The organism is Achromobacter sp. FW305-C-30-7, assembly GCF_058783105.1.
The window spans coordinates 521,076-547,395 of the sequence record NZ_JBYSYI010000004.1; the positions used below are offsets into that span (position 1 = coordinate 521,076).

The following is a 26,320-nucleotide window of genomic DNA, read 5'->3' on the forward strand; positions in this document are numbered from 1 at the left end:
GGCTCCCTGGCGGGTGGTATTCTCTTATCCAACGCGCCCTGCGGCCATGCCTAGCCAGGGTGCCGCAACAGATCAAACACCCAGGACGACCAACGTGAAACAAGTCACCGCCATCATCAAACCCTTCAAGCTCGACGAAGTCCGCGAAGCGCTGGCCGAAGTCGGCGTCAGCGGCCTGACCGTTACCGAAGTCAAGGGTTTCGGCCGCCAGAAAGGCCATACCGAGCTTTACCGTGGCGCCGAATACGTGGTGGACTTCCTGCCCAAGATCCGCGTCGAAGTGGTGCTGCCCGACAGCCAGGTCGAAGCCGCCATCGAAGCCGTGGTCAAGGCCGCCCGCACTGGCAAGATCGGCGACGGCAAGATCTTCGTCACGCCGGTTGAACAAGCCATCCGCATCCGCACGGGCGAGAGCGACGAAGAGGCGCTGTAAATTCCACGGGAATTGCGGCTGAGCGGACAGGCTGGGCCTGCCGGCAGCCGCGAGGCCCGGGCTTGATTTTGCGGGTGTTGGGGCAGCAAGGTTCATGCTGCCCCAACACCCGCAAATCATTTCCGCGCCTAACGAATCAGCTGATTCATTTCCAGGATCGGGCTCATCACCGCCAGCACGATCAGCAGCACGAAGCCCCCCATCAGCAGTATCAGCGCCGGTTCCAGCAGGGCCGTCATGGCCATGGCGCGCCGCTCCAGGTCGCGCGACAGGTTCTGCGCGCCGCGGTCCAGCAGCTCGGGCAGGCGGCCGGTCTTCTCGCCGCTGGCGATCAGATGCACCAGCAGCGACGGAAATACTTTTTGAGCGCCCAGCGACGCCGATAGCGGCGCGCCTTCGCGCACGCGCGCCGAGGCTTCATCCACGGCCTGGCGCAGCACGTCGTTGCCCAGGGTGCGGCGCGCGGCCTCCAGCGCCGTCAGCAGCGCCACGCCGCTGCCTGAAAGTATCGCCAGCGTGGACGCGAAGCGCGCGGCGTTCACGCCCAGCACGAAGCGCCCGGCCAGGGGCAGCCGCAGCACGCGCGCATGCCAGGCGCGCCGCGCCGCGGGCGCGCGCAACGCGTAACGCCACAACGCGACCGCGGCCGCCAGCGCGGCGCCAGTAGCCACGCCCCATTCGCGCACATAGTCCGACAGCGCCAGCATGATGCGCGTCAAGAGCGGCAGCTCCTGCTTGGCCTGGCTGAACGCCGACACCACCTGCGGCACCACATAGCCCAGCAGGAAGATCACGATGATCACCGACACGCAGGCCACCACCGCCGGATAGATGAACGCGGTCAGCACCTTGCTGCGCAAGGCGTTGCGTTCCTCGATGTAGTCCGCCAGCTTCTCCATCACCTGCGCGAGATCGCCCGATTCCTCGCCGGCGCCGATCAGCGCGCGGTAGATCTCGGGGAAATCGCGCGGCCGCGCCGCCAGCGCGGTCGACAGCTTATGGCCCGCGCGCACGTCGTCGCGCACGCCGCCCAGGACGGCGGCGATGTGTTTTTTCTCGGCCTGTTCCAGCGTGGCGCTCAGGGCCGCGTCCAGCGGCAGGCTCGCGGCCAGCAGGCTGGCGAGCTGGCGCGTGAGCCAGGCCAGGTCGGCGTCCGACAGGCGCGTGCGCAGCGCGGCGCCGAACCCTTCGGCGCGCGCCGCGAGGGAGGTAGACAGCGGCAGCAGCCCGCGCCCGCGCAGCTGATTGCGGGCGCCGCGCTCGCTGTCGGCGTCGATCGTGCCGCGCACGATCTTGCCCAAGGCGTCGGTGGCTTCGTAGCGAAAGGAAGGCATCTGGAAAGCATCGGCCGCGCACGTTTGAAAAACGCGCAAAGCCCCGAATTTAAAGGGTTTCAAGGCCGCTACGATGCCTGCGGATTATGACCGTAGTGTTGCACTGTCACCACGTATACTCCGACGCGCTTTCACGTTTTTTCACACGATTTCACGTTTCAGGCACCTATCCCGTCATGCGTCACATTGCGCAATTCAGCCTTGCGGTACTGCTCGCCGCAAGCCAGCTCGGACCCGCGGCCAGCACGGTTCACGCTCAACAGACCGACAATCGCGTCAGTCTGAATTTCGTCGACACCGATATCCCCGCCGTGCTGCGCGCGCTGTCCTTGTTCACGCAGCGCAACTTCCTGGTGGATCCGCGCGTCAAGGGCAAGCTCACGCTGGTGTCGGACCGGCCGGTGGACAGCGCGCAGGCGCTGTCCATGCTGACGGGTGCGTTGCGCCTGCAGGGCTTCGCCATCGTCGATGTGGATGGCGTGACGCGCGTGGTACCCGAGGCCGACGCCAAGCTGCAGGGCAGCGCGGTGGTAGGCAATGGCCGCCCCGCGCAAGCGGTGGGCGGCGCGCAGGCCGGCGGCGCGGGCCGCGGGCCGGTGCCTGTGTCCGCGTTCGCCAAGGGCAGCAGCGGCGAAATGCTGACCCGGGTGTTCCCGCTGAAGTACGAGAACGCGGCCAATCTGGTGCCGGTGCTACGGCCCATGGTGCCGCCCAATAACCCTATCAACGCCTATCCCGGCAACAACACGCTGGTGGTCACGGACTACGCCGACAACCTGGAGCGGATCGCCCAGGTCATCGCGCGCATCGACGTGCCCAGTTCGATCGACACGGACGTGGTGCCGGTGCGTTCGGCCATCGCCACCGACATCGCCATCCTTGCTTCGCAGCTGCTGGACACGCAAAGCAGCGACCCCACGCAGCGCATCGCCGTGGTGGCCGATCCGCGCAGCAACAGCGTGCTGGTGCGCTCCGGCAGCCCGGCGCGCACGCGGCTGGCGCGTGACCTGATCATGAAGCTGGACGCGCAACAGAACCGCGCGGGCAACCTGCACGTGGTCTACATGCGCAACGCGCAGGCCACGCGCATCGCCGAAGTGCTGGGCGGGCTGCTGACCGGGCAGGCGAATTCCGCGCCTGGCGCTAGCGGTGGCGCCAGCGGCGGCGCGGGCGCCCAGGGCGGCGCGCGCACGCAGAACGCGGCGGCTGGCATGGCTGCCCAGGCGGGGCAGGGCATGGCCGGCATGTCCGGTTCGAACAAGGGCGGACTGTCGGGCGAGCAGGAACGCATCTCGCGGGAAGACAACAGCACGCAGGCCGTCTCGTATTCGGCGGGCGGCGCCACCATCCAGGCCGATCCGGCCACCAACTCGCTCATCATCTCGGCCCCCGAACCGCTGTACCGCAGCCTGCGCGAGGTCATCGACCAGCTCGACCAGCGCCGCGCCCAGGTGCTGGTGGAAAGCCTGATCGTCGAAGTCAGCGAGGCCAAGGCGGCGGAGTTCGGCATCCAGTGGATGACGGGCGCTGGCAACATCAACAGCGACGGCACCAGCTTCATCGGCGGCACCAACCTGGGCGGCAGCGGCATCACCGGCAAGGGCCCGACCACCATCGACGGCATCGGCAGCGGCCTGACCCTGGGGGTGGTCAAGGGCACCGTCGACGTGCTGGGCAACAAGGTGATCAACCTGGGCGTGCTGGCGCGCGCGATGGAGAACACCGGCGAAGCCAACATCCTGTCCACGCCCAACCTGCTGACGCTGGACAACCAGTCGGCCAGCATCCTGGTGGGCAAGACCGTGCCTTTCGTGACCGGGCAGTACGTGACCTCGGGCAGCAACGGCAGCACCAATCCGTTCCAGACCATCGAACGCGAGGACGTGGGCCTGAAGCTGAACATCCGCCCGCAGATTTCCGAAGGCGGCGCGGTCAAACTGGACATCTACCAGGAAGTCAGCAGCATCGACGAAAGCCGCTCCAACGCCACCACCGGCATCGTGACCAACAAGCGCGCCATCGATACCAGCGTGCTGATCGACGACGGCCAGATCATCGTGCTGGGCGGCCTGCTGGAAGACAACGTGACGCTTTCCACCAACAGCGTGCCGCTCCTGGGATCCTTGCCCGTGATCGGCTCGCTGTTCCGCTACGATTCGCGCAAGCGCACCAAGACCAATCTGATGGTGTTCCTGCGCCCCTACGTGGTGCGCGACGCCAACCGCACAGCTGGTGTCACCATGGACCGCTACGACTATATGCGCCGCGCGCAGGCGGCCGTGCAGCCAGGCCAGCACTGGGCGCTGCCAGACATGCAGGCGCCGATGCTGCCGCCGCCGGGCTCCGCGCCTTCGGTGTCCAACAACGCCTACGACCTCCGCCCGGAACAGCAGGCCGAAACGCTGCGCCGGCCGGCGCCGGTCACGGCGCAGTCCTTCGCGGTACGCCAGTATCCCGGCACGGAGTCTGCGCGCGACGCTTCGGAGGCCATCCGCGTGTCACGCACGCTGATGCATAGCGTGGCCGTGGATCCCGATACGCTGCTATGAGCGCGCACCCCTTGCCTTATGCCTGGGCCCGGGCGCAGCGCGCGGTGCTGTCGCTGCGCGGCGGCCAGGCCCGGCTGACCGTCAGTCCGCGCACGCCGGAATGGGCGGTGCGCGAGATTCGGCGCTGCCACGGCGACATCGAGCTGGCGCAGATCGAGGACGAGGCGCTGGAAACCCTGCTGACCGCGGCCTACAGCCATTCGGAAGACGCGGCCTCGGTCATGGGCGTGGCCGAGAACGAGATCGACCTGGACCGCCTGATGCAGGACATGCCGGAAGTGGCGGACCTGCTGGAGGCCCAGGACGACGCGCCCGTGATCCGCATGATCAACGCGCTGTTTGCGCAGGCCGCGCGCGACGGCGCCAGCGACATCCACATCGAACCCTTCGAGACCCACTCGGTGGTGCGCTACCGGGTCGATGGCACCCTGCGCGACGTGGTGTCGCCGCGCAAGGCGCTGCATGCCGCGCTGATCTCGCGCATCAAGATCATGGCGCACCTGGATATTGCCGAAAAACGCCTGCCGCAGGACGGCCGCATCGCGCTGCGCGTGGGCGGGCGGCCGATAGACGTGCGCGTCTCCACCTTGCCCACCGGGCATGGCGAACGCGCCGTGCTGCGCCTGCTGGACAAGGAGGCCGGGCGCCTGCAGCTGGAGAAGCTGGGCATGGACGCGGGCGTGCTGGCCCAGCTGGACCGCCTGATCCGCCAGCCGCACGGCATCGTGCTGGTAACGGGGCCGACCGGCAGCGGCAAGACCACTACGCTGTACGCGGCGCTGAGCCGCCTGGACGCGTCCACCAGCAACATCCTCACGGTCGAGGATCCGATCGAATACGACCTGTCCGGCATCAGCCAGACACAGGTCAACGCCAAGATCGATATGAGCTTCGCGCTGGCCCTGCGCGCCATCCTGCGGCAGGACCCCGACGTCATCATGATCGGCGAAATCCGCGACCTGGAGACCGCGCAGATCGCGGTGCAAGCCTCGCTGACGGGCCACCTGGTGCTGGCCACGCTGCATACCAACGACTCGGTGTCCGCCGTGACCCGGCTTACCGACATGGGCGTGGAACCCTTCCTGCTGGCGTCGTCGCTCTTGGGCGTGCTGGCGCAGCGCCTGGTGCGCAAGCTCTGCCCGGCCTGCAAGAAGCCCGCCATGCAGGACGGTGCGCGCGTGTTCCATCCCGTGGGCTGCGATGCCTGCAACCATACGGGCTACAGCGGGCGCTCCGGCATCCACGAACTCTTCACGGTCGACGACGAGGCGCGCCGGCTGATCCACGAAGGGCGCGACGAACGCGAACTGCGGCGCGCGGCCGCCGCGTCCGGCATGCGGACCATGCGCGAGGACGGGCAGCGTTGGGTCGACAGCGGGCAGACCTCGCCGGAGGAGATCCTGCGGGTCACGCGGGACGCCTAGGACCTGTTCCACGCGCCTTTTAGGCGTGGACAGGCCCCTGCTGAGGGCGGGAGCGTTAGCGACGCGTCGCTGCGTTTAGGTGCCGAACGACACCATATCCCCCGAACGCCTGCCCAGCGCCGACAACAGTCCATCCAGCGCCGCCCGGTCCGCTTCGCGCGCGGAGCCGGCGTAGGTTGCCTGCCCTTGGAACTTCAGGCCGCCGCGCCCGCCCGCGCTGCCCTGGCCGGTGACGTCCAGCAGGCCGCTTTCGGTGCTCAAGGCCAGCGTGGCGCCGGACTTGCCGCCTTGCACCCGCAGCAGATACGACCCTACGGGCGCCACCGGTGTCAGCGCGGTGCTGGCGTTGCGCCAGCGCAGTTCGGCCACCGGGCCGGCGGGCAAGGCCGCGCCCAGCCGCAGCGGCTGCCAGCGGATTTCCAGCGTGCCTTGGGGCGCGATGGTGTTCCAGGGCGCGCCCAGCGCCGACAGGATGGAGGCGGGCGCACGCAGGGACTGGGCCGGCACGGATACGCCGTTCCAGCCGGGCGTGGCGCGCAAGGGGCCTTGCAGCCAGGGATGCGAGATCTCCAGGGCGAGCGCGTCCCAGCGCCATTGCCATTGCACCGGCTGCGGCAGCATGCGGCGCGCGCCGGGCGGACCCAGCGCGATCCAGGCGCTGCCGCGCCACAAGGTGCCGCTGGCGTCGGCCAGCGCGACCGGCGCCTTGTCCGGCAGCACGGCCAGCAGCCAACGCGCGGGCAAGACCGTGACGGCTGCCGCGGCGGCGCAGACGGCGCCGGCCAGGAGCAGCGCGGCGGAACGTTTGGAAAGCCGGAAGCCAGGCATCTCAGCCGCGCTCCGGCGCTTGCGGCGCCATCAAGCTCACTTTGCCATTGACGAGGCCGGGCAGCGGCCGCCCGTTGACATTGGTGGCGCGGCTGAGCTCCACCTCTTTGACCGCCAGGCCCCAGTCGCGCGCCGCCCCATCCAGCCATCGCAGCAAGGTCGAGGACGGCGCCTGCTTCAGGGTCAGCAGCACGCCGGGACCGCCCTCGGGCTGGCCCAGCGCCCATAGTTCCGGCGACAGCCCGGCGCGTTCCAGCGAGGCGGCGAGTTCGGCGGCGCTGGGCATGGCGCCCGCCGGGGCGGCGGACTTGCGCCGCAAGGCCGTGGCCTGCGCGGTCAGGTCGGCAACCGTGGCCGCCTGGCCGCGCAGCGCGGGCAGTTCGGCTTGCAGCTTGCGCAGCGTGTTCAAGGGCGGTTCGATCAGCGTGACGAACACCAGCGCCGACCCCAGCAGCAGCCCGGCGGCAGTGACCAGCCGGCGTTCGCGCGGCGCCAGCGCCTGGTAGCGCCGGCCGGCGTGTGCCAGGGCGGGCGCGAGGGTCTTGGCCAGCGACTGTCTGGCGGCATGCAGGGCTTGCGGGAGTTTCATGGTTGCGCGCGCACGATGCGCCAGGTGTTGTCGTTATCGCCGCGTTCGAGCTTCAGCCCCAGTGCGGCGGCTTGCTGGATCAGCGCGGGCGTTTCCGCCACGCGTTGCGATTGCTCGCCGGCGTCGGCCAGCTGCAGCGTCAGCGCCTGCTCGGCGTAGCCCAGGCGGGCCACCTTGTCGGCGGCGAAGGGCAGGGCCTGGGCTGCGGCGCGCGCCAGGGGCAGGAAGTCGGCGGCGTTGGCCGCGCCCCGGTTGGCCTGCAGCGCGTCCAGGCCCTGCTGCGCCTGGCGCGGCGGGTCCAGCACCACCGGCAGGTCGGGAAAGGCGGCCAGCACCTGCGCGCGCATGCCGTCGCGCAAGGCGTCGGCTTCCGATTGCAGTTGCGAGGCGTACAGGTTCAGCCCGCCTATCCACACCAGCGCGGCGGCCGCGCCCCAGCGCCAGACGGGGCGCCAGGCCGAGACGCGGGCCGGCGCCAGTTGGGGCATGGCCAGCGACCATGACGGCGTGGGAGCCTGCCAGCGCGGGTCGGCAGGGTCGCGCAGCGGCGCCGTGCTGTCGGCGCCCAGGGCTTGCGGCGCGATCAGCGCGTGCGCGCGCAAGCCCTGGGCATTCAACAGGCTCCAGGCGCGGCGCACGGGTTCGCGCGCGGCCCAGGCCAGCGCGACGGTGCCGTCCGCGGCGCGCGGGCCATGGCCGATGGCCAGCGTATCCAGGTCGCTGAGCACCAGCGGCTCCAGCGCGCTGTGCACCGCGGCCGCATAGCGGGCGCGTGCCACCGCGGGGATTTGTACGCTGGCCGCGATCACGTCGGCGGGATGCAGCACGGCTTCGCAGGCGGCATGGGGATAGGCATGGCCAATGGCCTCGAGCGTCAGTTCGCCCTGGCGCGCGCAGCGGCCGCGCCGGTCAAACCAGGCATACGGTAGGAGAGAGCCGGCGCCGAACTCGGCCAGCGGCGGCAGCGCGATGCGCAGTAGGTTTTTCAAGGAATTTCTCTAGTCCATAGGGTGTCGGGAGCGGCGGGCGGCGAGCTGCGCAGCAGCGCCTGCATGGAGATGCGCGCGCGCTCGTAGGCCACGATGCCGCTGGCCAGGAACCAGCCGCTGGTGGTGACCACCGTGGGCGGGGGCGTCTTGACGCCCGCGCCGGCCAGGCGGTTGGCGAAATCGCCGGCATTGTTGAACCAGTTGCCGCGGTCGCGCTCGCCCGCCAGCGAGCGGGCCTGGCTGAGCGACAGGCCGGGCGCCAGCGCCGCAAGCACTTCGGCGGGAGCGGTGTTGACGTTGACGCTGGTGGCGACGGGCAGCACCGTCATCGTGCGGCGCAGCTCGCTGCGCACTGCCGGGTCCAGCGCCAGCAGGGCCGCCACTTCATCGACGCCGCGCGGCAAGGGCGCGCGGGCGTCGGGCGCCGGCCGTCCCGGCGGCGCCGAGGGCGCATCCGCCGGGGGCGCCACGGGCTGCGCGGCCGCCATGATCTCGACCATGCGCGCGGCCAGCGTGTCCGGCAGCTGCAAGGTGCTCAGCAGGCGGCGCAGCACCAGTTCCTGCTCGGGCTGCGGCACGCCATTGTTCGCCAGGTTGTAGAGGTTGTACTTGCCTTGCTCGTCCTGCACGCGGCCGGAGAACACGGCGACGCGCTCGTCGCCGGGCCGCTCGATGCGGGTGTCCAGCACCGGGGTGGCCCAGATCTGGTCGCCGCGGGTGGTCGATTCGCGCTTGCCGTGGTCGCGCACGATCAGGCGGGCCCAGTCTATGCCGCCCGCCAGCATGGCGCGCGCCTGGACCCGCGCCATCTCGTTTTCCACGCGCCGCGTGCTGGCGGTCTGGCGCTGGAACAGGCCGGTGGTCAAGGCCGCGACGATGGCGACGATGATGAGCGCGCTAACCACGGCGGCGCCGCGTTCGCGTCCGGTCGGGCGAGCCGGGCTCATGGCAGCTCCAGCATGCGGGTGTAGCGCTCTGGAGCGGCGGGCGCGCCGCGCTCCAGCGCGATCTCCAGGCCGGTGGGAGAGGCGGCCAGGCTGGCTTCGCCATCCACCCAGCCGGTCCCCGGCACCCAGGCGCGCAGTTTCAGGGCCTGCGTGCCGGGCAGCAGCAGGACGCCGTCGCCCGCGGCCGGCAGCGGACTGCGCGCCGCCGACGGCCCGCTGGCGCGCCACAGGCCGTCCTTGCGCACCTGCCATTGCACGCGCTGCCACAGGCCGTTGCCGTCGGGATCGGGGCGCAGGATCTCGAACACCGGGCCGCCGCTGGCGCGCCGCAGCAGGCGCAGGCCGCTGGTGTAGGCCTGCGCATCCAGGCCCGCCGGGTCGAAGCCGGGGCCGCTGTAGGACAGTTCGACATCGCGCGCCATCTGGCCCAGCGTGCGGACGATGGCATCGATGTCATCGGCCTGTTGCTCGATGCGGTCGCGGGCGCCGGACACGCTGGCCAGGCCGCGCCAGGCCATCAGGCTGACCAGCGCCATCAGCGCCAGGGCCACCAGCACTTCGATCAGCGTGAAGCCGGCTTGGGATCGGGGAGGGCGGCGCATGGCTATCGCAGGCTGGACAGCAGGCCGTCGAGCTGCAGCAGCACGGTGTCCGCCTGCGGACCGGCGGCATGGCGCACCTTGACCGATACCTGGCGGAAGCTGCGGTTCATCGAATTCGTAAACTCCATCTCGCATTGCAGGGCCCGGCCGCCTTGCGGACAGGGCGCGCTGCGCGTGCCCGCGCGCGGCAGGGTCTGCTCCAGCCGCAGCTGGGTCAGCGCGTTCTGCGCGGCCAGCAGCGCCAGCGTCTTGTCCTGCAGGGCGCGGTTGTTTTCCGCCATGATTCCGGTCGCGCGCAGGGCGGCGCCCATGGCGACGGCGATGATGGCCAGGGCCACCAGCACTTCGATCAGCGTGAATCCGCGCTGTCGATCAGGCGGGCGGGGCGGCCTATTGAATTTCATAGCGGCCCGCGGCGTCGCGCTGCAAAGTGACGCGGGCATCGCCCGCGCTCAACGTCAGCGTGATGGGCGCGGCGACCCATTCCGTGTTGAACACCAGCGGCCGGTCCGGATCGAGCCGCAGCGCTACCGGCGCAGCCGACCACGCTTGCGGACGCAGCACCTCGTCGCGTTCCAGCCGGTCCGGCGGCAGGGGTCGGTCTTCCTCGGCGCTCAGGCCCGGCAGCCGTCCCTGGCGTTCGAAGGACCAGCCTTGGCCGTTGGCCAGCCAGCGGATGGCGCGGCCGTCGCTGCGCGCTTCGCTCTGGGCCACGGTGAAGGCGTCGGCCAGGCGCTGGGCGTCGCCGCGCAGCCTGTTTTCGCCGCGGCCCACCGACAGGCTCACCATGCTGGCCGCGATCGCCACGATCACCAGCACCACCAGGACTTCGACCAGCGTGAAGCCGCGCTCAGAGTTCCCAGGAACCGATGTCGGCATCGCCGCTTTCTCCGCCGGGCTTGTTGTCGGCGCCGAACGAGAACACATCGATATCGCCTTTGACGCCAGGGCTCAGGTATTGATAGGGATGGCCCCAGGGATCGTTGGGCAACTTGTCCAGGTAGCCGCGCCAGTTGGTCGCGCCGTCGGGTTTCTGCACCAGCGCGCGCAAGCCCTGCGCGGTGTTGGGGTAGCGGCCGTTGTCCAGGCGATACAGCTTCAGCGCCTGCATGATGCCGGCGATGTCCTGGCGCGCGGCGACCTGGCGGGCCTGGTCGGGGCGGTCCAGCACGCGGGGCACGATCAGCGCCGCAAGTATGCCCATGATCACAATCACCACCATGATCTCGATCAGGGTGAAACCTTGCTGGCGGGCAAGCCCGCGCGGTAGCTGACGCACTTGATGACTCCGGTCTTTCAGTAGAAGCGGAGGATTGTGGACATGAAATATGACAGCAATACTCACGGCGCGGCCAAATCCGCGCAGGCGCGTGCCGCGCGCAGGGCAGGCATTGCCGCGAGCGCGGCGATGCCTATTTTTCGCGCGATATGCCGGCAGGCGCGGGCAGGGCGGCCGGGGCGGGCAGGCGGCTGGCGCGCCCGGCCTGTTCCACCGTCACCGCGTCCGCGGCGACCTCGCGCAGCACGATGCCGGGGGCCACTTCGCCGCCCGTGCGCCAGGCCAGCGGCGGGCCGCCGTCGATGCTGAGCACGGCGGCGCCGTCGGCGCCTGCGGCGATCACGCCCAGCACGGTGATCTGCGTGCGCATGGCCTCGTCCTTGCCGAACCACAACGCGACCGGCGTGTTGTCCGCGGCGCGCGGCGCAGCTGCCGAGACCGCGGGAGGCAAGGCGCCAGCCTTCGGCGCGAGCAGGATCGACGCCCACACGCCCAGGCCGGCGGCCAAGGCCAACACGGCAAGTACGCGGAACGCGGCGGGCAGGGTCGGGCGCAGGGACAGGGGCATGGAACGAGTGGGCAGGGCGGGTTGCGACGCGGCCGACTATAGCGTTGCTACATGACAGGCTTGCGATGGCCTGCGGCATCCGCGCAGGCCTCGGCAGCCGCGGCTGCCTGTCATCGTTCGTACATGCCCCGTGTCTAGCATGCCCTCAAGTCCGGATGCCCAAGCCGGGCAGACCTCCTCTCCAACAGGGAACACCCGCATGCAAGACCTGAACCAAGCCAATCGCCGCCGACTCCTGAAAATGCTGGGAGGCGCGCCGATGCTGCCGATCGGCGGCGTCAGCCTGGCCGCGCTGCTGGCCGGCTGTAATTCCAGCGATGATGACGATGACGACAGCGCGCCGCCCGTCACGCCGGTCACTTTCAAGTCCGCCGCCTTCACTTCCATGGCCGCGCCTTCGCTGTCCCAGCCGGAATTGATGGCGCGCACCACGGTCGCCTCGGCGCTGGAACTGACCTTCAGCGACGGCTCCAAACGCAGCGTCGAATTGGGCTACGAGCCTTTCTTCATGACGGGCGACCCCGTTCCGGACGGCAAGGGCGGCAACGTCATCGCCGGCGGCTACTACAACCTGGCGGGCGCGCCCATCGTCGACAACTCGGTGCCCGCCAAGGCGCGGCAGTTCTTCTCGAACTGTCCGGACGGCATGTCGCTGCTGTCCCTGTCGGAGCCGACCAAGGTGGCAGGCGTGGCCGGCAATGCGTTGTACGCGGTGGTGCAGTTCGAATACCAGTCCATGGACCAGGCCGGCAAGGACATGTACGGCCTGCTGCCGTCGCAGATCGCGGTGCTGACGCTGTCGCAGGACCCCAATACGGGCAAGCTCAGCCTGGTCAAGTACCACACCGTGGATACCTCGTCGGTGCACGGCCTGTGGATCACCTGTGGCGCCAGCCTGTCGCCCTGGAACACCCACCTGTCCAGCGAAGAGTACGAGCCCGACGCCACCACGGCCAAGGCTTCGACCTCGTTCCAGGCCTATAGCCAGAATCTCTACGGCGATCCGGCCAAGGCCAATCCGTACCACTACGGCCACATGCCCGAAGTCACCGTCAACCCGGATGGCACCGGCACCATCAAGAAGCACTATTGCATGGGCCGCATCTCGCATGAACTGGTGCAGGTCATGCCCGACCAGCGCACCGCGCTGATGGGCGACGACGCCACCAACGGCGGCCTGTTCATGTTCGTGGCCGACCGCAAGGCCGATCTTTCTTCCGGCACGCTGTATGTCGCCAAATGGACGCAGACTTCGGGTGCCGGCCCGGGCGCTGGCACGCTGAGCTGGATCAAGCTGGGCCACGCCACCAGCGCCGAAGTGCAGGCGCTGGCCGACCAGTTGAGTGCCGCCGACATCATGGACGTGCGCACCGCCGATCCGCTGGATGCCGCTTTCACCAAGATCCGCTATTCTGGCAAGGACAATTGGGTCAAGCTGCAGCCCGGCCGCAACGTGGCAGGGGCCTTCCTTGAAACCCACCGCTACGCCGCCATGGTCGGCGGCACGCTGGCCTTCTCCAAGATGGAGGGCACCACCGTCAACGTCAAGGATAAGATCGCCTACAGCGCGATGTCGCGCGTGGACAGCTCGATGACCGACGGCTTGTCGCCCGGCTTCAAGGTCGAAGGCCCGGCGGCCGGCGCGGTCTACCAGCTGCACATGAAGGAAGGCCAGGTCGATACCGAGGGCAAGGCGATCGACAGCGCCTGGGTGCCGGTGGACATGGCGGCGGTGCCGGAACTGGTAGGCGTAGTGCTGGCGGCGCGCGACGCGCTGGGCAACACCCACGCCGCCGACAAGATCTCCAACCCCGACAACCTCAAGTTCTCGGAGAAGCTGCGCACGCTGTTCGTGGGCGAGGACAGCGGCGGCCACGTCAACAACTTCCTGTGGGCCTACAACGTCGACACCAAGCAGCTGTCGCGCCTGCTGTCCTGCCCGGTGGCCGCGGAATCGACCGGCTTGCAGGCGGTGGACGAGATCAACGGCTGGACCTACATCACCAGCAACTTCCAGCACGCGGCCGACTGGCAAAGCGTGCACTCGGTGGTGCGGCCGACGCTGGAGCCCTTGGTCAAGGCCAACTACAAGGACGGCTTCGGCGCGTCGGTGGGCTATCTGACCGGCGTCAAGATCGGCGCCTAGGTTCGCGGCCTGCCTCTCGCCGCGGGGCGGCTTCCTTCGGGCAGCCGCTATTTTTTTGCGCATTCCGCGCAAAAGAATCCTGATCCGTCGATCAGGCTTTCTTCTCTTCGCTTCACGGGGCTTTCACCTTTGCTGGCCATCATGTGCCCCAGCGTAAAACCCTGTTCATGACAAGAGAAGAGAAGCATGCAAGCATTGAATTGGAGAAGATGGTGCGCGGCCTTGCTGGCGACCAGCGCCCTCGCGGGCTGCGGCGGCAGCGACGATGACGACGACACCGAAGCCCCGCCGACCCAGCCGCCGGTAACCCAGCCGGATCCGACGCCCGCCGACAAGGTGCTGTTCATCGGCGTCGACGGCCTGACCTACGACGCCATGCGTCGGGGTGTTGCCGACAAGTCCCTGCCGAACATGGCGCAACTCAACGCCACGCGCGCCTGGACCGGCGGCGTGACGGACGCGCCCACGCAGCAGCCGACGCTGCTGGCGCCGGGCTGGGCGACCTTGTTGACCGGCCAATGGGCCGACCAGCACGGCGTGCGCTACAGCGTGCAGGGCGAGACGCTGCAAACGCCGACCCTGTTCCAGCGCGTCAAGCAGGCGCGTCCCGAGGCGCGCAGCGCTGCCGCCTTCAATTCGACGGTACTGGCCGGGCTTATCGCGGGCCAGCGCGACGCAGGCTATCTGCAATCGCTGACCGACTGTGCCGGCGCGGACGATTGCGTCGCCGCCCAGGCGCGCGACCGCATTACCGAAGGCTATGACGTGGTGGTGGCGCAGTTCGGCGCGCCGGAACGCGTGGCCTCGGAGAACGGCTTCGGCTCGGCCTATGACGGCGCGATCCGCCAGGCCGACACGGCCATCGGCGCGCTGGCCAAGCAGATCGCCGACCGCAAGGCGGAGCACCCGGGCGAGAAGTGGCTGGTGATCGTGGCTTCCAGCCACGGCCTGGGCAAGACCGGCGCCAGCGATGGCCGTCCCATGTCCTCGAACAAGACCATCCTGCTGGCCGCGAACCAGCCCGCGCTGCTGGGCGGCAGCGCCGACGACGCTTCGTTCGACGGTCTGTGGGACAACAACTGGTACGCGCTGCCCAGCGCGGCCGACGTGGCGCCGACGGTGCTGGATCATCTGAAAGCGCTGCCGGCCGCCGCCAAGTACGACATGGCGGGCACCTCGCTGGCCGGCAAGCTGGCGCTGCGCCACACCGCCGCCCGTACCTCGACCGACAATAAGAGCGTGACCTTGAGCTGGGTGCGCGTGGGCGAACCCGCCGGCGACATCGTGATCAGCCGCGACGGCGCGGAAATCGCGCGCGTGCCCGGCACGGCCGCCGAGTACGTCGATAAGGGCTTCAAGTTCGAGACCGAAGGCGTGCACACGCTGAACTACAGCGTCGCCGTCGGCAACGCGGTCAGCGCGGCGCGCACCACCGTGGCCTACACCAAGCCGCTGCCGCTGCTGGCTTCGCTGCGCACCGGCCTGACGATGCTGTTCCCGTTCGAAGGCAATATGACCGACGTCGCCGCGGGCGGCGGGGCCATCACGCCGTTCGACGGCACGCAGGCGCCGGCCTACGCCGATGCGGGCGTGTTCGGCAAGATGTTCAAGAACGACCGCAGCGCGGCAGCCCTGGGCGGCTTCAAGCTGGACTACCCGGCAGGCATGCTGGACGCGGCCCAGGCCTTCACCATCGGCTTCTGGTACCAGTCCGACGGCACCGCCAATGACCGTTCCATCCTGGGCAACAAGGACTACAACTCAGGTGGCAACCCCGGCATCACCATCGCGCAATGGGCGGGCCCGGTGCTGTACTTCAACCTGGCCGGCGGCGGCTCGCGGGTCGACATCAACAACGTCAAGTTCACGCCGAACAAGCCCGTGTATGTCGCGATGACCGTGAACAAGACGGCCAAGACCCTGACGGCTTCCGTCTACGACAGCGAGCTGGGCTTCTCGCAACGCACCATCGGCACAGGCTCGGTCGATCTGACCAAGATCGCCGGCGTCTACGGGCCGCACATCGGCCTGAATGAAGACGGACGCGGCACCTATGGCGTCTGCTGCGCCGGCACCAAGGGTCCCTACACGATGTATTTCGACGACCTGGCCTACTGGTCGCGCGCGCTCACCGAAGCTGAAGTGAAGTCGCTCGCCCTGTCTGGCAAGTCCGTTTCCGAACTGTTTCCCTGATGTCCCGAGGATAAAAAAAATGAGCATGTCCATGATCTTGCGCGGTTTCCTGCGCCTGGGCGCGGTGCTGATGCTGAGCGCCACGCTGGCCGCCTGCGGCGGCGATGACGGCGACAGCGACGGCGGCAAAGACCCCGGCACCGGCCAGCCCGAAACGCCGAAGCCCGAGCCGACCAAACCCGAATTGCGTTGCGCGCCCTGAGCCGCGCGCCCACCCGATCCATAGGAATAGAATCCGTGACGTTCGATAAAGACCAGGTCCACGCCGGCAAGCGCCGCTTCTTGCGCAACGCGGCCGCCTCGACCGCAGGCCTGACCGCGCTGTCGATGTTCCCGCCGGCCATCCGCCGCGCGCTGGCCATTCCCGCCAACAACCGCACCGGCACCATCAACGACGTCGAGCACGTGGTCATCCTGATGCAGGAAAACCGCTCCTTCGACATGTACTTCGGCACGTTCAAGGGCGTGCGCGGTTTCGGCGACCGCATCACCATCCCTCTGCCCGAAAAGCGCTCGGTCTGGGAGCAGAGCAACGGCACCCGCGTGGTGATGCCGTATCACCTGGACAGCACCCAGGGCAACGCCCAGCGCGTGGCCGGCACGCCGCACGACTACGTGGACGCGCAGATGGCCTGGGACGGCGGCCGCATGGACCACTGGCCGCGCTACAAGCAGAACCAGTCCATGGGCTACTACAAGAAGAAGGAGGTCGAGTTCCAGTTCGCGCTGGCCGAAGCCTTCACGCTGTGCGATGCCTACCATTGTTCGACCCACGGCGGCACCAACACCAACCGCCTGTTCCACTGGACCGGCACCAATGATCCGCTGTCCTTGGGCAACGGTCCCTCGACCCGCAACCAGTGGGACAGCCTGGGCGCCTCGTCCACCGGCTGGACCTGGAAAACCTATCCGGAGCGCCTGCAGGAAGCGGGCGTCAGCTGGAAGGTCTATCAGAACCTGCCCGAGAACTTCGGCGACAACCCGCTGGCCGGCTTCAAGCAGTACCGCCGCGCCAACGAACTGGCCGGCAACGGCGCCAACGGCGCGCCGTACCCGGCCTGGACGCCTTCGATGGACGGCGCCAACCCGCTGTACAAGGGCACGGCCAACACCATGCCCGACGGCGGCTTCCTGAAGGCGCTGCGCGAAGACGCGGTCAACGGCACGCTGCCGCAGGTGTCGTGGATCGTGGCTCCCGCCACGTATTCGGAGCACCCCGGCCCGTCCAGCCCGATCCAGGGCGCCTGGTACATCCAGGAAACGCTGGACGCGCTGACGGCCAACCCCGAGGTCTGGAGCAAGACCGTGCTCCTCATCAACTTCGACGAGAACGACGGCTACTTCGACCACCTGCCGCCGCCCGCCGCGCCCTCGCTGAATGCGGACGGTTCCATGGCCGGCGCCTCCACCGTCAACACCGATCTGGAGCGCCATACCCACGCCTCCGCCCAGGACGCCGCCGACGACCGCGTCTACGGTCCCGGCCCGCGCGTACCCATGTATGTGGTGTCGCCGTGGAGCCGCGGCGGCTGGGTCAATTCCCAGGCCTTCGATCACACCTCGGTGCTGCGTTTCCTGGAAGCCCGCTTCGGCGTGGCCGAAGACAACATCAGCCCCTGGCGCCGCGCGGTGCTGGGCGACCTGACCTCGGCCTTCAACTTCGCCACGCCCAACAACGAGAAGCTGCCCGACCTGAATCTGCTGACCCGCGCGGGCTCGGACAGCGAGCGCAGCGCGCAGGAAGCGCTGAAAGCCGTGCCGCTGCCGGATCCCAGCACCCAGGCCAAGCCGGTGCAGGAGCAGGGCGTGCGCTATTCCCGCGCCTTGCCCTACGAACTGCACACCAGCGGCCGCGCCCAGCCCGACACGGGCGCCATGCGCCTGGTGTTTTCCAACACGGGTAAGCAGGCGGCGGTGTTCCACGTCTATGACCGCCTGCATCTGGACCGCTTGCCGCGCCGCTACACGGTGGAGCCGGACAAGCAGCTGGAAGGCAGCTGGGACACAGCGGCCGACGGCGGCAAGTACGACCTGTGGGTGCTGGGTCCCAACGGCTACCACCGCCATTTCGCGGGCGACCTGGCCCTGGCCCGCACGTCGGCGCTGGCGCCGGAGATCCGCGTCTGCTACGAAATCGCCAAGGGCGACGTCTACGTCAGCTTCATCAACGGCGGCAAGGACGCCTGCACCTTCGAAGTCGCGCCCAACGCCTACTACGCCAACCACGAGCGCTGGAAGTTCACGGTGCCTGCGGGCGGCCAGGTCGAGCAGCACTGGGCGCTGGAAGGCAGCCAGGGCTGGTACGACTTCACCGTGCGCCTGGCCGAAGACCCGGCCTACCTGCGCCGCTTTGCCGGCCGCGTCGAAACCGGCCGCGCCTCGGTGACGGACCCGGCGATGGCGCAGTAAGCCTCAGGCGGCGGTCTGCGGTTCGCGCGCCTGGAAGGCCTGGGCGCACGCTTCGCAGATCGCCGCCGTGATGCCCTGGCGCGCATGCTCGCGCCGCTCCAGCATGCCGATGGCGCGCGACATCGGCCCCAGGTCCTGCGGCAGGGTGAGAATCCGCAGTTCCGGGCTGTGCTGCCAATTGGAGCCGTTGATCAACGGCAGCAGCGTCACGCCGACCTCCTGGCGCACCAGCTCGACCAGCGTCTCGATGGCGTTGAGTTCCAGGAATTCGTTCAGCGGCACGCCCAGCCGCCGCAGCAGCCGGTCTATCTGCAGGCCGGTGCGCTGGGTGCGGTCAAAACGCAGGAAGGGATTCTGCGCCAGCACCTGGCGCGCGTCCGCGCCGGGCGCCGAGCGCGGCGCGATCACCACCAACTGCTCTTCATATAGTGCGGTCCAGCGCGTGCTGGCCATTTTGCGTCCGGCTTCCACCAGGAAGGCCGCGTCCAGCTCGCCGTCCTCGACCTTGCCCGCCAGCTCGCTGGCCTTGCCCGACAGGATGCGCACGTCCAGCTTGGGGTGCTGCTTCTTCATGCCGGACACCACCTTGGACAGGGTGCCCATGCAGGACACGATGCTGCCCACGGAGACCGATCCGGCCAGTTCGCCGGGCACCGTGCGCGGCAGCCGCATGCGGTCGTAAAGATCCAGCAAGTGCTTGATTTCCGGCAGCAATTCCCGGCCGGCGGCGTTCAGGATGGCGAGCCGGCCGCTACGGTCGAAGAGCTCGCGGCCCAGTTCCGCTTCGAGGGAACGCATCTGGAAGCTGACGGCGGCCTGGGTCAGCGCCACCTGTTCGGCCGCTTCCGAGAAGGAACCGTGGTGCGCGACCGCCAGGAAAGTGCGCAGAAAGCGGATGGTACTCACAAAAATCTCTTTTATGACGGAACAAAATTTCAAATTGATTTAATTAAAGCACGGGAGTAACTTCGGCCGCTTACCCGTTATGAGACTAGCGCCATGAAATCCTTCGACTGGGGCAACCCGTATCCTTCCGTCCGCATTCCGCTGTTCGCCCGCAATGTGGTGTCCACGTCGCACCCGCTGGCGGCGCAGGCGGGGCTGCGCATGTTGCTCAAGGGCGGTAACGCCGTGGACGCCGCCATCGCCGCGGCCGCCACCATCGTCCTGGTCGAACCCGTGTCCTGCGGCCTGGGCGGCGACTGTTTCGCCATCGTCTGGGACGGCAAGGAATTGCACGGCCTGAACTCGTCGGGCGTGGCCCCGGCGGCCTGGAGCACCGAATACTTCAAGCGCAAGCACGGCGTGGGCCCCAACGGCCTGGCGATCCAGCCCAAGCGCGGCTGGGACGCGGTGACGGTGCCGGGCGTGGTGGCCGGCTGGGCCGCGCTGCATGAAAAGCTGGGCAAGCTGCCGTTCGAGCAGCTGTTCGAACCCGCCATCGAAATCGCCGAGCGCGGCTACGCCGTGCCGCCGGTGGTGGCGCACAAGTGGGCCGCCGCGGCCGAGGAACTGAAATCGCAGCCGGGCTATGCCCAGGCCTTCCTGCCCGAAGGCCGCGCGCCCAAGGTCGGCGAGCACTTCCGCTTCCCGGACGCCGCCAACACGCTGCGCCGCATCGCCGCCTCCAAGGGCCGCGACTTCTACGAAGGCGAACTGGCAGAGCGCATCGCCGCCTTCAGCCAGGAATGCGGCGGCGCCATGACGCTGGAAGACCTGCGCAACTACCGCCCGGAATGGGTCAAGCCCATCTCCAAGTCCTACCGCGGCTACGAGCTGCACGAGATCCCGCCGAACGGGCAGGGCATCGCCGCGCTGATCGCGCTGGGCATCGTCGAACGCTTCGACATGGCCGACATCCCGGTGGACTCGGTGCAGTCGCAGCACATCCAGATCGAAGCCATGAAGCTGGCCTTCGCTGACCTGTACAAGTATGTGGCCGACCCGCGTTCCATGCAGGTGACGCCGGAGCAGATGCTGTCCGACGCCTACCTGGACAGCCGCGCCAAGCTGATCCGCCTGGACCGCGCCACCCATTTCGAGGCGGGCCGTCCGCACGCCGGCGGCACCATCTACCTGACGGCCGCCGACGAGAACGGCATGATGATCTCGTTCATCCAGTCCAACTATATGGGCTTCGGTTCGGGCGTGGTGGTGCCGGGCACCGGCATCAGCATGCAGAACCGCGGCGTGGGCTTCTCGATGGATCCGAAGTCGGCCAACGTGGTCGAAGGCGGCAAGCGTCCCTTCCACACCATCATCCCGGGCTTCCTGACCCGCGGCGGCAAGCCGGTCATGAGCTTTGGCGTGATGGGTGGCGACATGCAGCCGCAAGGCCACATGCAGACCGTGGTGCGCATGCTGGACTACCACCAGAACCCGCAGGCCGCCTGCTGCGCCCCGCGCTGGAAGGTCAACCGCGATTTCACGCTGGACATCGAGACCAATATGAGGGCTTCTACCATTGCGGGCCTGAAAGACCTCGGACATGCTTTGAAGTCGGTCGACGATCCGTACATGGATTTCGGCGCGGGCCAGTTCATCTGGCGCATGTCCGAGAACGACAACGAGCTTGGCTACGTCGCCGCCAGCGACAGCCGGCGCGACGGTCAGGCGGTCGGCTTCTAAACACCCAGTATTGCAGCCTCAAGGGGAAAAAACACAATGAAACGCTTGACCTTGACCTTCGGCGCCAGCTTGCTGGCACTGGCCGCCGGCGCGGCTAGCGCCCAGAACATCCGGATCGGCCTGCAGGAAGATCCGGACGTGCTGGACCCGCACCGCGCGCGCACCTATGTGGGCCGCATCGTCTTCACCTCGCTGTGCGACAAGCTGGTCGACATCGATCCCAAGCTTCACTTCGTGCCGCAACTGGCCACCTCGTGGTCGTTCAGCCCCGACAACAAGGTGCTGACCTTCAAGCTGCGCGCGGACGCGCTGTTCCACGACGGCTCCAAGTTCGACGCCGCCGCGGCCAAGGCCAACCTGGAACGCGCCATGTCCCTGCCGGACAGCTTGCGCAAGGGCGAGCTGGCCTCGGTGGAGAAGGTCGATGCGCCTGACGCCACCACGCTGGTGCTGACGCTCAAGAAACCCGACGCCACCTTGCTGGCGCAACTGTCGGACCGCGCCGGCATGATGCTGTCGCCCAAGACCTTCAGCGACGACGTCGCCGCCGTGGGCCGCAAGCCGGTCTGCTCCGGTCCCTACAAGTTCGTCGAGCGCATCCAGAACGACCGCATCGTGCTGGAGAAATTCGACCAGTACTACGACGCCAAGGACTTCGCCTTCAAGCGCGTGACCTTCCTGCCGATTCCGGACACCACCGTGCGCCTGTCCAACCTGCGCGCCGGCGACCTGGACATGCTGGAACGCCTGAATCCTTCCGACGTGCCGCAGGTCAAGAGCGACGCCAGCCTGACGTTCGCGCCGATTGCCGGCCTGGGCTTCCAGCAGTTCATGTTCAACGTGGCCAACGGCAAGCGCGCCGAAGACAACCCGTTCAAGAACAAGCTGGTGCGCCAGGCGTTCCAGTACGCCATCGACCGCAAGGCCATCAGCGAAGTGGCCGGCGGCGGCATCTTCGATCCCGCGCAGCAGCCGTTCCCGCCCGCCAGCCCCTACCACAGCGACAAGTTCCCGCCGACCCAGCGCGACGTTGCCAAGGCGAAGGCGCTGCTCAAGCAGGCGGGCTTCGACCGCGTGAAGGCCGAGGTCATGTTCGGCAACAACACCACGACGTCGTCGATCGCCGAGATCGTGCAGGCCATGGCGTCCGAGGCGGGCTTCGACCTGTCGCTGCGCCCGACCGAGTACGCGGCCCTGCAGAAGGAATCCGCCGGCGGTAACTTCCAGGTCGTGATGCTGGGCTGGTCGGGCCGGGTCGATCCGGACGGCAACATCCACGCTTTCGTCACCTGCAAGGGCGCGCTGAACGACGGCCACTATTGCAACCCGGAAGTCGACAAGTTGCTGAACGAAGCCCGCACCGTGCCGGACGAAACCAAGCGCAAGGCGATCTACGACCAGGCGCAGACCATCATCCAGGACGAATTGCCCGGGGTGTATAACTACTACCAGCCCTGGCCCTTCGCCATGGCCAAGAAGGTCAAGGGCTTCACTCCGTATCCTGACGGCATGATCCGCCTGAAAGGCGTGACGTACGCGCAGAAGTGATCGCGGCGCGGCAGTCACGCGCCGCGCCAGCCGGACGCCAGTGCCTACAGGCCTTGGCGTCCGGTTGTTGTTTGCGGCGGCAGGGTCCCGCGGTTTGATCCGCGCGCCCCGTCCGCCGTTCCTGTCTTACGGTTTCTCATATGCTTAAACTCATCTTGCGCCGCGTGCTCGTCGCGATACCGACACTGATACTGGTGTCGATGATCGTCTTCATGCTGCAGAAAATCCTGCCCGGCGATCCGGTGCTGACCCTGGCCGGCGAAGAACGCGATCCGGCCGTCCTGGACTACCTGCGGGACAAATACCGCCTCAACGATCCGCTGCCCGTGCAGTACGCCGCCTGGGCCGCGCAGGTGGTGCAGGGCGATCTGGGCAAATCGCTGCGCACCGACGTCCCCGTCACCACGCTGATCGGACAGAAGCTGCCGGTCACGCTGCAACTGGCCGCCATGGCCATGTTCTTCGCGCTGATCATCGGCATCCCCATGGGGATACTGGCCGCGGTGCGCAAGGGCAAACCGATCGAAATGGGCGCCAACATCGCCGCGCTGTCCGGCATGTCCATCCCCAACTTCTGGCTTGGCATCATCCTCATCATGGTGGTGTCGGTGCAGTGGAAGCTGCTGCCGGCCTCGGGCTACGTGTCGCCGTCCGAGGATTTCTGGCTGTCGATCAAGACCATGCTGATGCCGTCCCTGGTGCTGTCCACGGCCATCGCCGCCTATCTGATGCGCCATACCCGTTCGGCCATGCTGGAAGCGCTGTCGGCCGATTACGTGCGCACCGCGCGCGCCAAGGGCGTGTCGCCGCGCAGCGTGGTGCTGCGGCACGCCTTGCGCAATGCGCTGATGCCCATCGTCACGCTGGTGACGCTGCTGTTCGGCGAACTGCTGGCCGGCGCCGTGCTGACCGAGCAGGTGTTCACGATTCCGGGCTTCGGCAAGCTGGTGGTCGACGCGGTCTTCACGCGCGATTACGCGGTGGTGCAGGGCGTGGTGCTCTGCGTGGCGGTGGGTTTCATCATCATGAACCTGCTGGCCGACATCCTGTACATCCTGGTCAATCCCCGCCTGAGGCACTCATGAGCGCAATTCCTGCAACGGCCGCAGCCGTCACGCCGCCCCGCAGCCGCAACCGCGCCTGGGGCAAATTCAAGCGCAACCACATCGCCATGCTGGGCCTGGGGATCGTGCTGTTCTTCGTTCTGCTGGCCATCCTGGCGCCGCTGATTGCCAGCCACGATCCGTTCCAGACCAGCTTCACCACCATCCGCAAGGCGCCTTCGGCGTCCTACTGGCTGGGCACGGACGAGCTGGGCCGGGACATATTCAGCCGCATGGTCTACGGCGCCCGCGCCTCGCTGATGGCGGGCCTGGTGTCGGTCCTGATCGCGCTGGCGGTGGGCGTGCCTTTTGGTCTTGCCGCCGGCTACTTCGGCGGCTGGACTGACAGCATCATCTCGCGCGCCACCGAAGCGCTGTTGGCGATTCCCTTTCTGATCCTGGCCATCGCGCTGGCCGCCTTCCTCGGACCCAGCCTGACCAACGCCATGATCGCCATCGGCGTCTCGGCCGCGCCCAAGTTCATCCGGCTTACGCGCGGACAGGTGCTGGCGGTCAAGAACGAGGACTACGTGCAGAGCGCGCGCGCCCTGGGCGCGTCCGACCTGCGCATCATCGGCCGGCACGTGTTCCCCAACGTCATGCCGCCGCTGATCGTGCAGGCCACGATCACCATCGCCACGGCCATCATCGCCGAGGCCAGCCTGTCGTTCCTGGGCCTGGGGCTGCAGCCGCCGAACCCGTCCTGGGGCTCGATGCTGAACACCGCCAAGAACTTCATGACCCAGGCGCCCTGGATGTCGATCTTCCCCGGATCGGCCATTTTCCTGGTGGTGCTGGGCTTCAATCTGCTGGGCGACGGCCTGCGCGACGCGCTCGATCCGCGTCAGGAAAAGTAATCACCATGGCAACAACAATGGACCCCAAGCGCGTCGTCCAGGTCAATGACCTGACCGTGCGCTTCAAGACCCCCGAGCGCACCGTGGAAGCGGTGCGCAAAGTCTCCTTTCACGTCGACCGCGGCGAGACCCTGGCCATCGTGGGCGAATCCGGCTCCGGCAAATCGGTGACCTCGCTGGCGCTGATGCGCCTGGTCGAATACGGCGGCGGCCGGATCGTCAACGGCGGCATGCTGCTGCGCCGGCGCAATGGCGACGTGCTGGACCTGCTCAACGCGCCCGACAGCACGCTGCAACGCGTGCGCGGCGCGGACGTGGCCATGATCTTCCAGGAGCCCATGACGTCCCTGAACCCCAGCTTCACGGCCGGCAACCAGATTGCCGAAGCCTTGCAGCTGCACCAGGGGCTGGACGCAGCCGCGGCCCGCGCCGAGACCCTGCGCATGCTGGAGCGCGTGCGCATCCCGGAGGCCCGCGCCATCCTGGACCGCTACCCGCATCAATTGTCGGGCGGCATGCGCCAGCGCGTCATGATCGCCATGGCGCTGTCGTGCAAGCCCCAGCTGTTGATCGCCGACGAGCCGACCACGGCCCTGGACGTGACCATCCAGGCCCAGATCCTGCAATTGATCCGCCAATTGCAGGAAGAGATGGACATGGGCGTGATCTTCATCACCCACGACATGGGCGTGGTGGCCGAGGTGGCCGACCGCGTGCTGGTCATGTACCGCGGCGACAAGGTGGAAGAGGGCGGCTCGGACCAGGTCTTCGCCCGTCCGCAACACGCCTACACGCGCGCGCTGCTGTCGGCGGTGCCGCGCCTGGGCGCCATGCATGGCACGGACGAGCCCGCGCCGTTCCCGCTGCTGCGCGTGGACGACGCCAAGGCTCCGCCGCAGGCGGCCTCCGCGCCGGTCGCGGCGCCGTCCACCGTGCGGCGCGAAAACGGCCCGGTGCTGAAGGTCCGCGACCTGACCACCAGCTTCGACATCACCGGTGGCATCCTGGGCCGGGTGCAGAAGCGCGTGCACGCCGTGGAAAAGGTCAGCTTCGACCTGTATCCCGGCGAGACGCTGTCGCTGGTGGGCGAGTCCGGCTGCGGCAAGACCACCACCGGGCGCTCGCTGCTGCAACTGGTCAAGAGCAAGGCCGGCAGCATCGAATTCGACGGCAAGAACATCGGCGCGCTGCGCGGCAGCGCCATGCAGACGCTGCGCCAGCACATCCAGTTCATCTTCCAGGATCCGTTCGCCTCGCTGGACCCGCGCATGACGGTGGGCTATTCCATCATGGAACCTTTGCTGATCCACGGCGTGGCGCGCGGCAAGGCGGCGCAGGACCGGGTGCGTTGGCTGATGGACAAGTGCGGCCTGCTGCCGGAAATGATCGACCGCTATCCGCACGAGTTCTCCGGCGGCCAGCGCCAGCGCATCTGCATCGCGCGCGCCCTGGCGCTGAATCCCAAGGTGGTGATCGCCGATGAATCGGTGTCGGCGCTGGACGTCTCGATCCAGGCGCAGATCGTCAACCTGTTGCTGGACCTGCAGCGCGAGCTGGGCGTGTCGTTCCTGTTCATCTCGCACGACATGGCGGTGGTCGAGCGCGTCAGCCACCGGGTGGCGGTGATGTACCTGGGCCAGATCGTCGAGATCGGCCCGCGCCGGGCCATCTTCGAGAATCCGCAGCATCCCTATACCAAGAAGCTGATGGCGGCGGTGCCCATCGCCGATCCGCAGCGCCGCCACCGCGAGCGCTCGCTACTGGTCGACGAGATCCCCAGCCCCATGCGCAAGCTGGGCGACGATCCGCTGGTCGAGCCTTTGGTCGCGGTGGGCGAGGGCCATTTCGTGGCCCGCCATCCTATCGGGGTCTACTGAGGCACAAGGTCGCTGGC

The 26,320-nt window shown here is 68.1% G+C and carries 23 protein-coding genes; 12 read left to right on the forward strand and 11 right to left on the reverse strand.

Annotated features, from left to right (window positions below; all coding sequences use genetic code 11):
• Positions 1-94: 94 nt before the first annotated feature.
• The gene (locus tag AC3WOB_RS16285) at positions 95-433 is read left to right on the forward strand and encodes a P-II family nitrogen regulator (protein ID WP_013393295.1); all 339 of its coding nucleotides are present in this window, start codon (positions 95-97) and stop codon (positions 431-433) included.
• Between the two features lie 128 nt (positions 434-561).
• Here AC3WOB_RS16285 and gspF read toward each other — a convergent pair whose 3' ends face one another.
• Positions 562-1,767 (reverse strand): type II secretion system inner membrane protein GspF, encoded by a 1,206-nt coding sequence (gene gspF / locus AC3WOB_RS16290; RefSeq protein ID WP_492275613.1) that lies wholly within the window; start codon positions 1,765-1,767, stop codon positions 562-564.
• A 176-nt stretch (positions 1,768-1,943) separates the two neighbouring features.
• Here gspF and gspD point away from each other — a divergent pair, with 176 nt between their 5' ends.
• Positions 1,944-4,316, forward strand: a complete 2,373-nt coding sequence (gene gspD, locus AC3WOB_RS16295; protein WP_492275614.1) for a type II secretion system secretin GspD — start codon at positions 1,944-1,946, stop codon at positions 4,314-4,316.
• The gene (gene gspE, locus AC3WOB_RS16300; protein WP_207466593.1) at positions 4,313-5,740 is read left to right on the forward strand and encodes a type II secretion system ATPase GspE; all 1,428 of its coding nucleotides are present in this window, start codon (positions 4,313-4,315) and stop codon (positions 5,738-5,740) included. The genes gspD and gspE overlap by 4 nt, the downstream gene beginning before the upstream one ends.
• A 75-nt stretch (positions 5,741-5,815) precedes the next feature.
• Here gspE and gspN read toward each other — a convergent pair whose 3' ends face one another.
• The 9 genes from gspN to AC3WOB_RS16345 all read right to left on the reverse strand — a co-directional run bounded on the left by gspN (position 5,816) and on the right by AC3WOB_RS16345 (position 11,542).
• Entirely contained in the window at positions 5,816-6,568 is a 753-nt protein-coding gene (gspN, locus tag AC3WOB_RS16305) for a type II secretion system protein N (RefSeq protein WP_492275615.1), read from the reverse strand.
• A gap of 1 nt (position 6,569) precedes the next feature.
• Entirely contained in the window at positions 6,570-7,157 is a 588-nt protein-coding gene (locus AC3WOB_RS16310) for a type II secretion system protein M (protein ID WP_207466590.1), read from the reverse strand.
• Positions 7,154-8,146 (reverse strand): type II secretion system protein GspL, encoded by a 993-nt coding sequence (gene gspL / locus AC3WOB_RS16315; protein WP_492275616.1) that lies wholly within the window; start codon positions 8,144-8,146, stop codon positions 7,154-7,156. Before gspL ends, AC3WOB_RS16310 begins: the two co-directional genes overlap by 4 nt.
• A complete protein-coding gene (gspK, locus tag AC3WOB_RS16320; protein WP_207466588.1) occupies positions 8,143-9,093 on the reverse strand; it encodes a type II secretion system minor pseudopilin GspK in 951 nt (316 codons plus the stop codon). The genes gspL and gspK overlap by 4 nt, the downstream gene beginning before the upstream one ends.
• On the reverse strand, positions 9,090-9,695 hold the full coding sequence (locus AC3WOB_RS16325) for a PulJ/GspJ family protein (RefSeq protein ID WP_492275617.1): 606 nt from the start codon (positions 9,693-9,695) through the stop codon (positions 9,090-9,092). Before AC3WOB_RS16325 ends, gspK begins: the two co-directional genes overlap by 4 nt.
• Before the next feature lie 2 nt (positions 9,696-9,697).
• On the reverse strand, positions 9,698-10,099 hold the full coding sequence (gene gspI, locus AC3WOB_RS16330; RefSeq protein ID WP_492275618.1) for a type II secretion system minor pseudopilin GspI: 402 nt from the start codon (positions 10,097-10,099) through the stop codon (positions 9,698-9,700).
• Positions 10,086-10,574, reverse strand: a complete 489-nt coding sequence (gene gspH, locus AC3WOB_RS16335) for a type II secretion system minor pseudopilin GspH (RefSeq protein WP_492275619.1) — start codon at positions 10,572-10,574, stop codon at positions 10,086-10,088. Before gspH ends, gspI begins: the two co-directional genes overlap by 14 nt.
• On the reverse strand, positions 10,546-10,974 hold the full coding sequence (gene gspG, locus AC3WOB_RS16340; RefSeq protein ID WP_013393308.1) for a type II secretion system major pseudopilin GspG: 429 nt from the start codon (positions 10,972-10,974) through the stop codon (positions 10,546-10,548). The genes gspH and gspG overlap by 29 nt, the downstream gene beginning before the upstream one ends.
• Positions 10,975-11,107: 133 nt before the next feature.
• Positions 11,108-11,542, reverse strand: coding sequence for a general secretion pathway protein GspC (locus AC3WOB_RS16345; RefSeq protein ID WP_207466581.1), 435 nt, complete (start codon positions 11,540-11,542; stop codon positions 11,108-11,110).
• 199 nt (positions 11,543-11,741) lie between these two features.
• On the opposite strand from AC3WOB_RS16345, the gene AC3WOB_RS16350 reads away from it, so the two are divergent.
• The 4 genes from AC3WOB_RS16350 (at position 11,742) to AC3WOB_RS16365 (ending at position 18,290) form a co-directional block, all read left to right on the forward strand.
• On the forward strand, positions 11,742-13,688 hold the full coding sequence (locus tag AC3WOB_RS16350; RefSeq protein WP_207466579.1) for a PhoX family protein: 1,947 nt from the start codon (positions 11,742-11,744) through the stop codon (positions 13,686-13,688).
• 186 nt (positions 13,689-13,874) lie between these two features.
• Positions 13,875-15,881, forward strand: coding sequence for an alkaline phosphatase family protein (locus AC3WOB_RS16355; RefSeq protein ID WP_088140038.1), 2,007 nt, complete (start codon positions 13,875-13,877; stop codon positions 15,879-15,881).
• Positions 15,882-15,900: 19 nt separating this feature from the next.
• Positions 15,901-16,083: a hypothetical protein gene (locus tag AC3WOB_RS16360; protein ID WP_013393312.1), complete on the forward strand. Its 183-nt coding sequence runs from the start codon at positions 15,901-15,903 to the stop codon at positions 16,081-16,083.
• A 35-nt stretch (positions 16,084-16,118) separates the two neighbouring features.
• Positions 16,119-18,290, forward strand: coding sequence for a phosphocholine-specific phospholipase C (locus AC3WOB_RS16365; protein WP_492275620.1), 2,172 nt, complete (start codon positions 16,119-16,121; stop codon positions 18,288-18,290).
• Positions 18,291-18,293: 3 nt separating this feature from the next.
• Here the strand turns inward: AC3WOB_RS16365 and AC3WOB_RS16370 are convergent, their stop codons facing one another.
• The gene (locus tag AC3WOB_RS16370; RefSeq protein ID WP_013393314.1) at positions 18,294-19,196 is read right to left on the reverse strand and encodes a LysR family transcriptional regulator; all 903 of its coding nucleotides are present in this window, start codon (positions 19,194-19,196) and stop codon (positions 18,294-18,296) included.
• Between the two features lie 93 nt (positions 19,197-19,289).
• Between AC3WOB_RS16370 and ggt the strand changes: the two genes are divergently transcribed.
• The 5 genes from ggt to AC3WOB_RS16395 all read left to right on the forward strand — a co-directional run bounded on the left by ggt (position 19,290) and on the right by AC3WOB_RS16395 (position 26,303).
• A complete protein-coding gene (ggt, locus tag AC3WOB_RS16375; protein ID WP_492275621.1) occupies positions 19,290-20,918 on the forward strand; it encodes a gamma-glutamyltransferase in 1,629 nt (542 codons plus the stop codon).
• 36 nt (positions 20,919-20,954) lie between these two features.
• Positions 20,955-22,466 (forward strand): ABC transporter substrate-binding protein, encoded by a 1,512-nt coding sequence (locus AC3WOB_RS16380; RefSeq protein WP_013393316.1) that lies wholly within the window; start codon positions 20,955-20,957, stop codon positions 22,464-22,466.
• A gap of 140 nt (positions 22,467-22,606) precedes the next feature.
• A complete protein-coding gene (locus AC3WOB_RS16385; protein WP_013393317.1) occupies positions 22,607-23,551 on the forward strand; it encodes an ABC transporter permease in 945 nt (314 codons plus the stop codon).
• Positions 23,548-24,426, forward strand: a complete 879-nt coding sequence (locus AC3WOB_RS16390) for an ABC transporter permease (RefSeq protein ID WP_013393318.1) — start codon at positions 23,548-23,550, stop codon at positions 24,424-24,426. Before AC3WOB_RS16385 ends, AC3WOB_RS16390 begins: the two co-directional genes overlap by 4 nt.
• 17 nt (positions 24,427-24,443) lie before the next feature.
• Complete coding sequence (locus AC3WOB_RS16395) at positions 24,444-26,303, forward strand: dipeptide ABC transporter ATP-binding protein (protein ID WP_041653435.1); 1,860 nt, start codon at positions 24,444-24,446, stop codon at positions 26,301-26,303.
• The last annotated feature ends 17 nt before the right edge of the window (positions 26,304-26,320 follow it).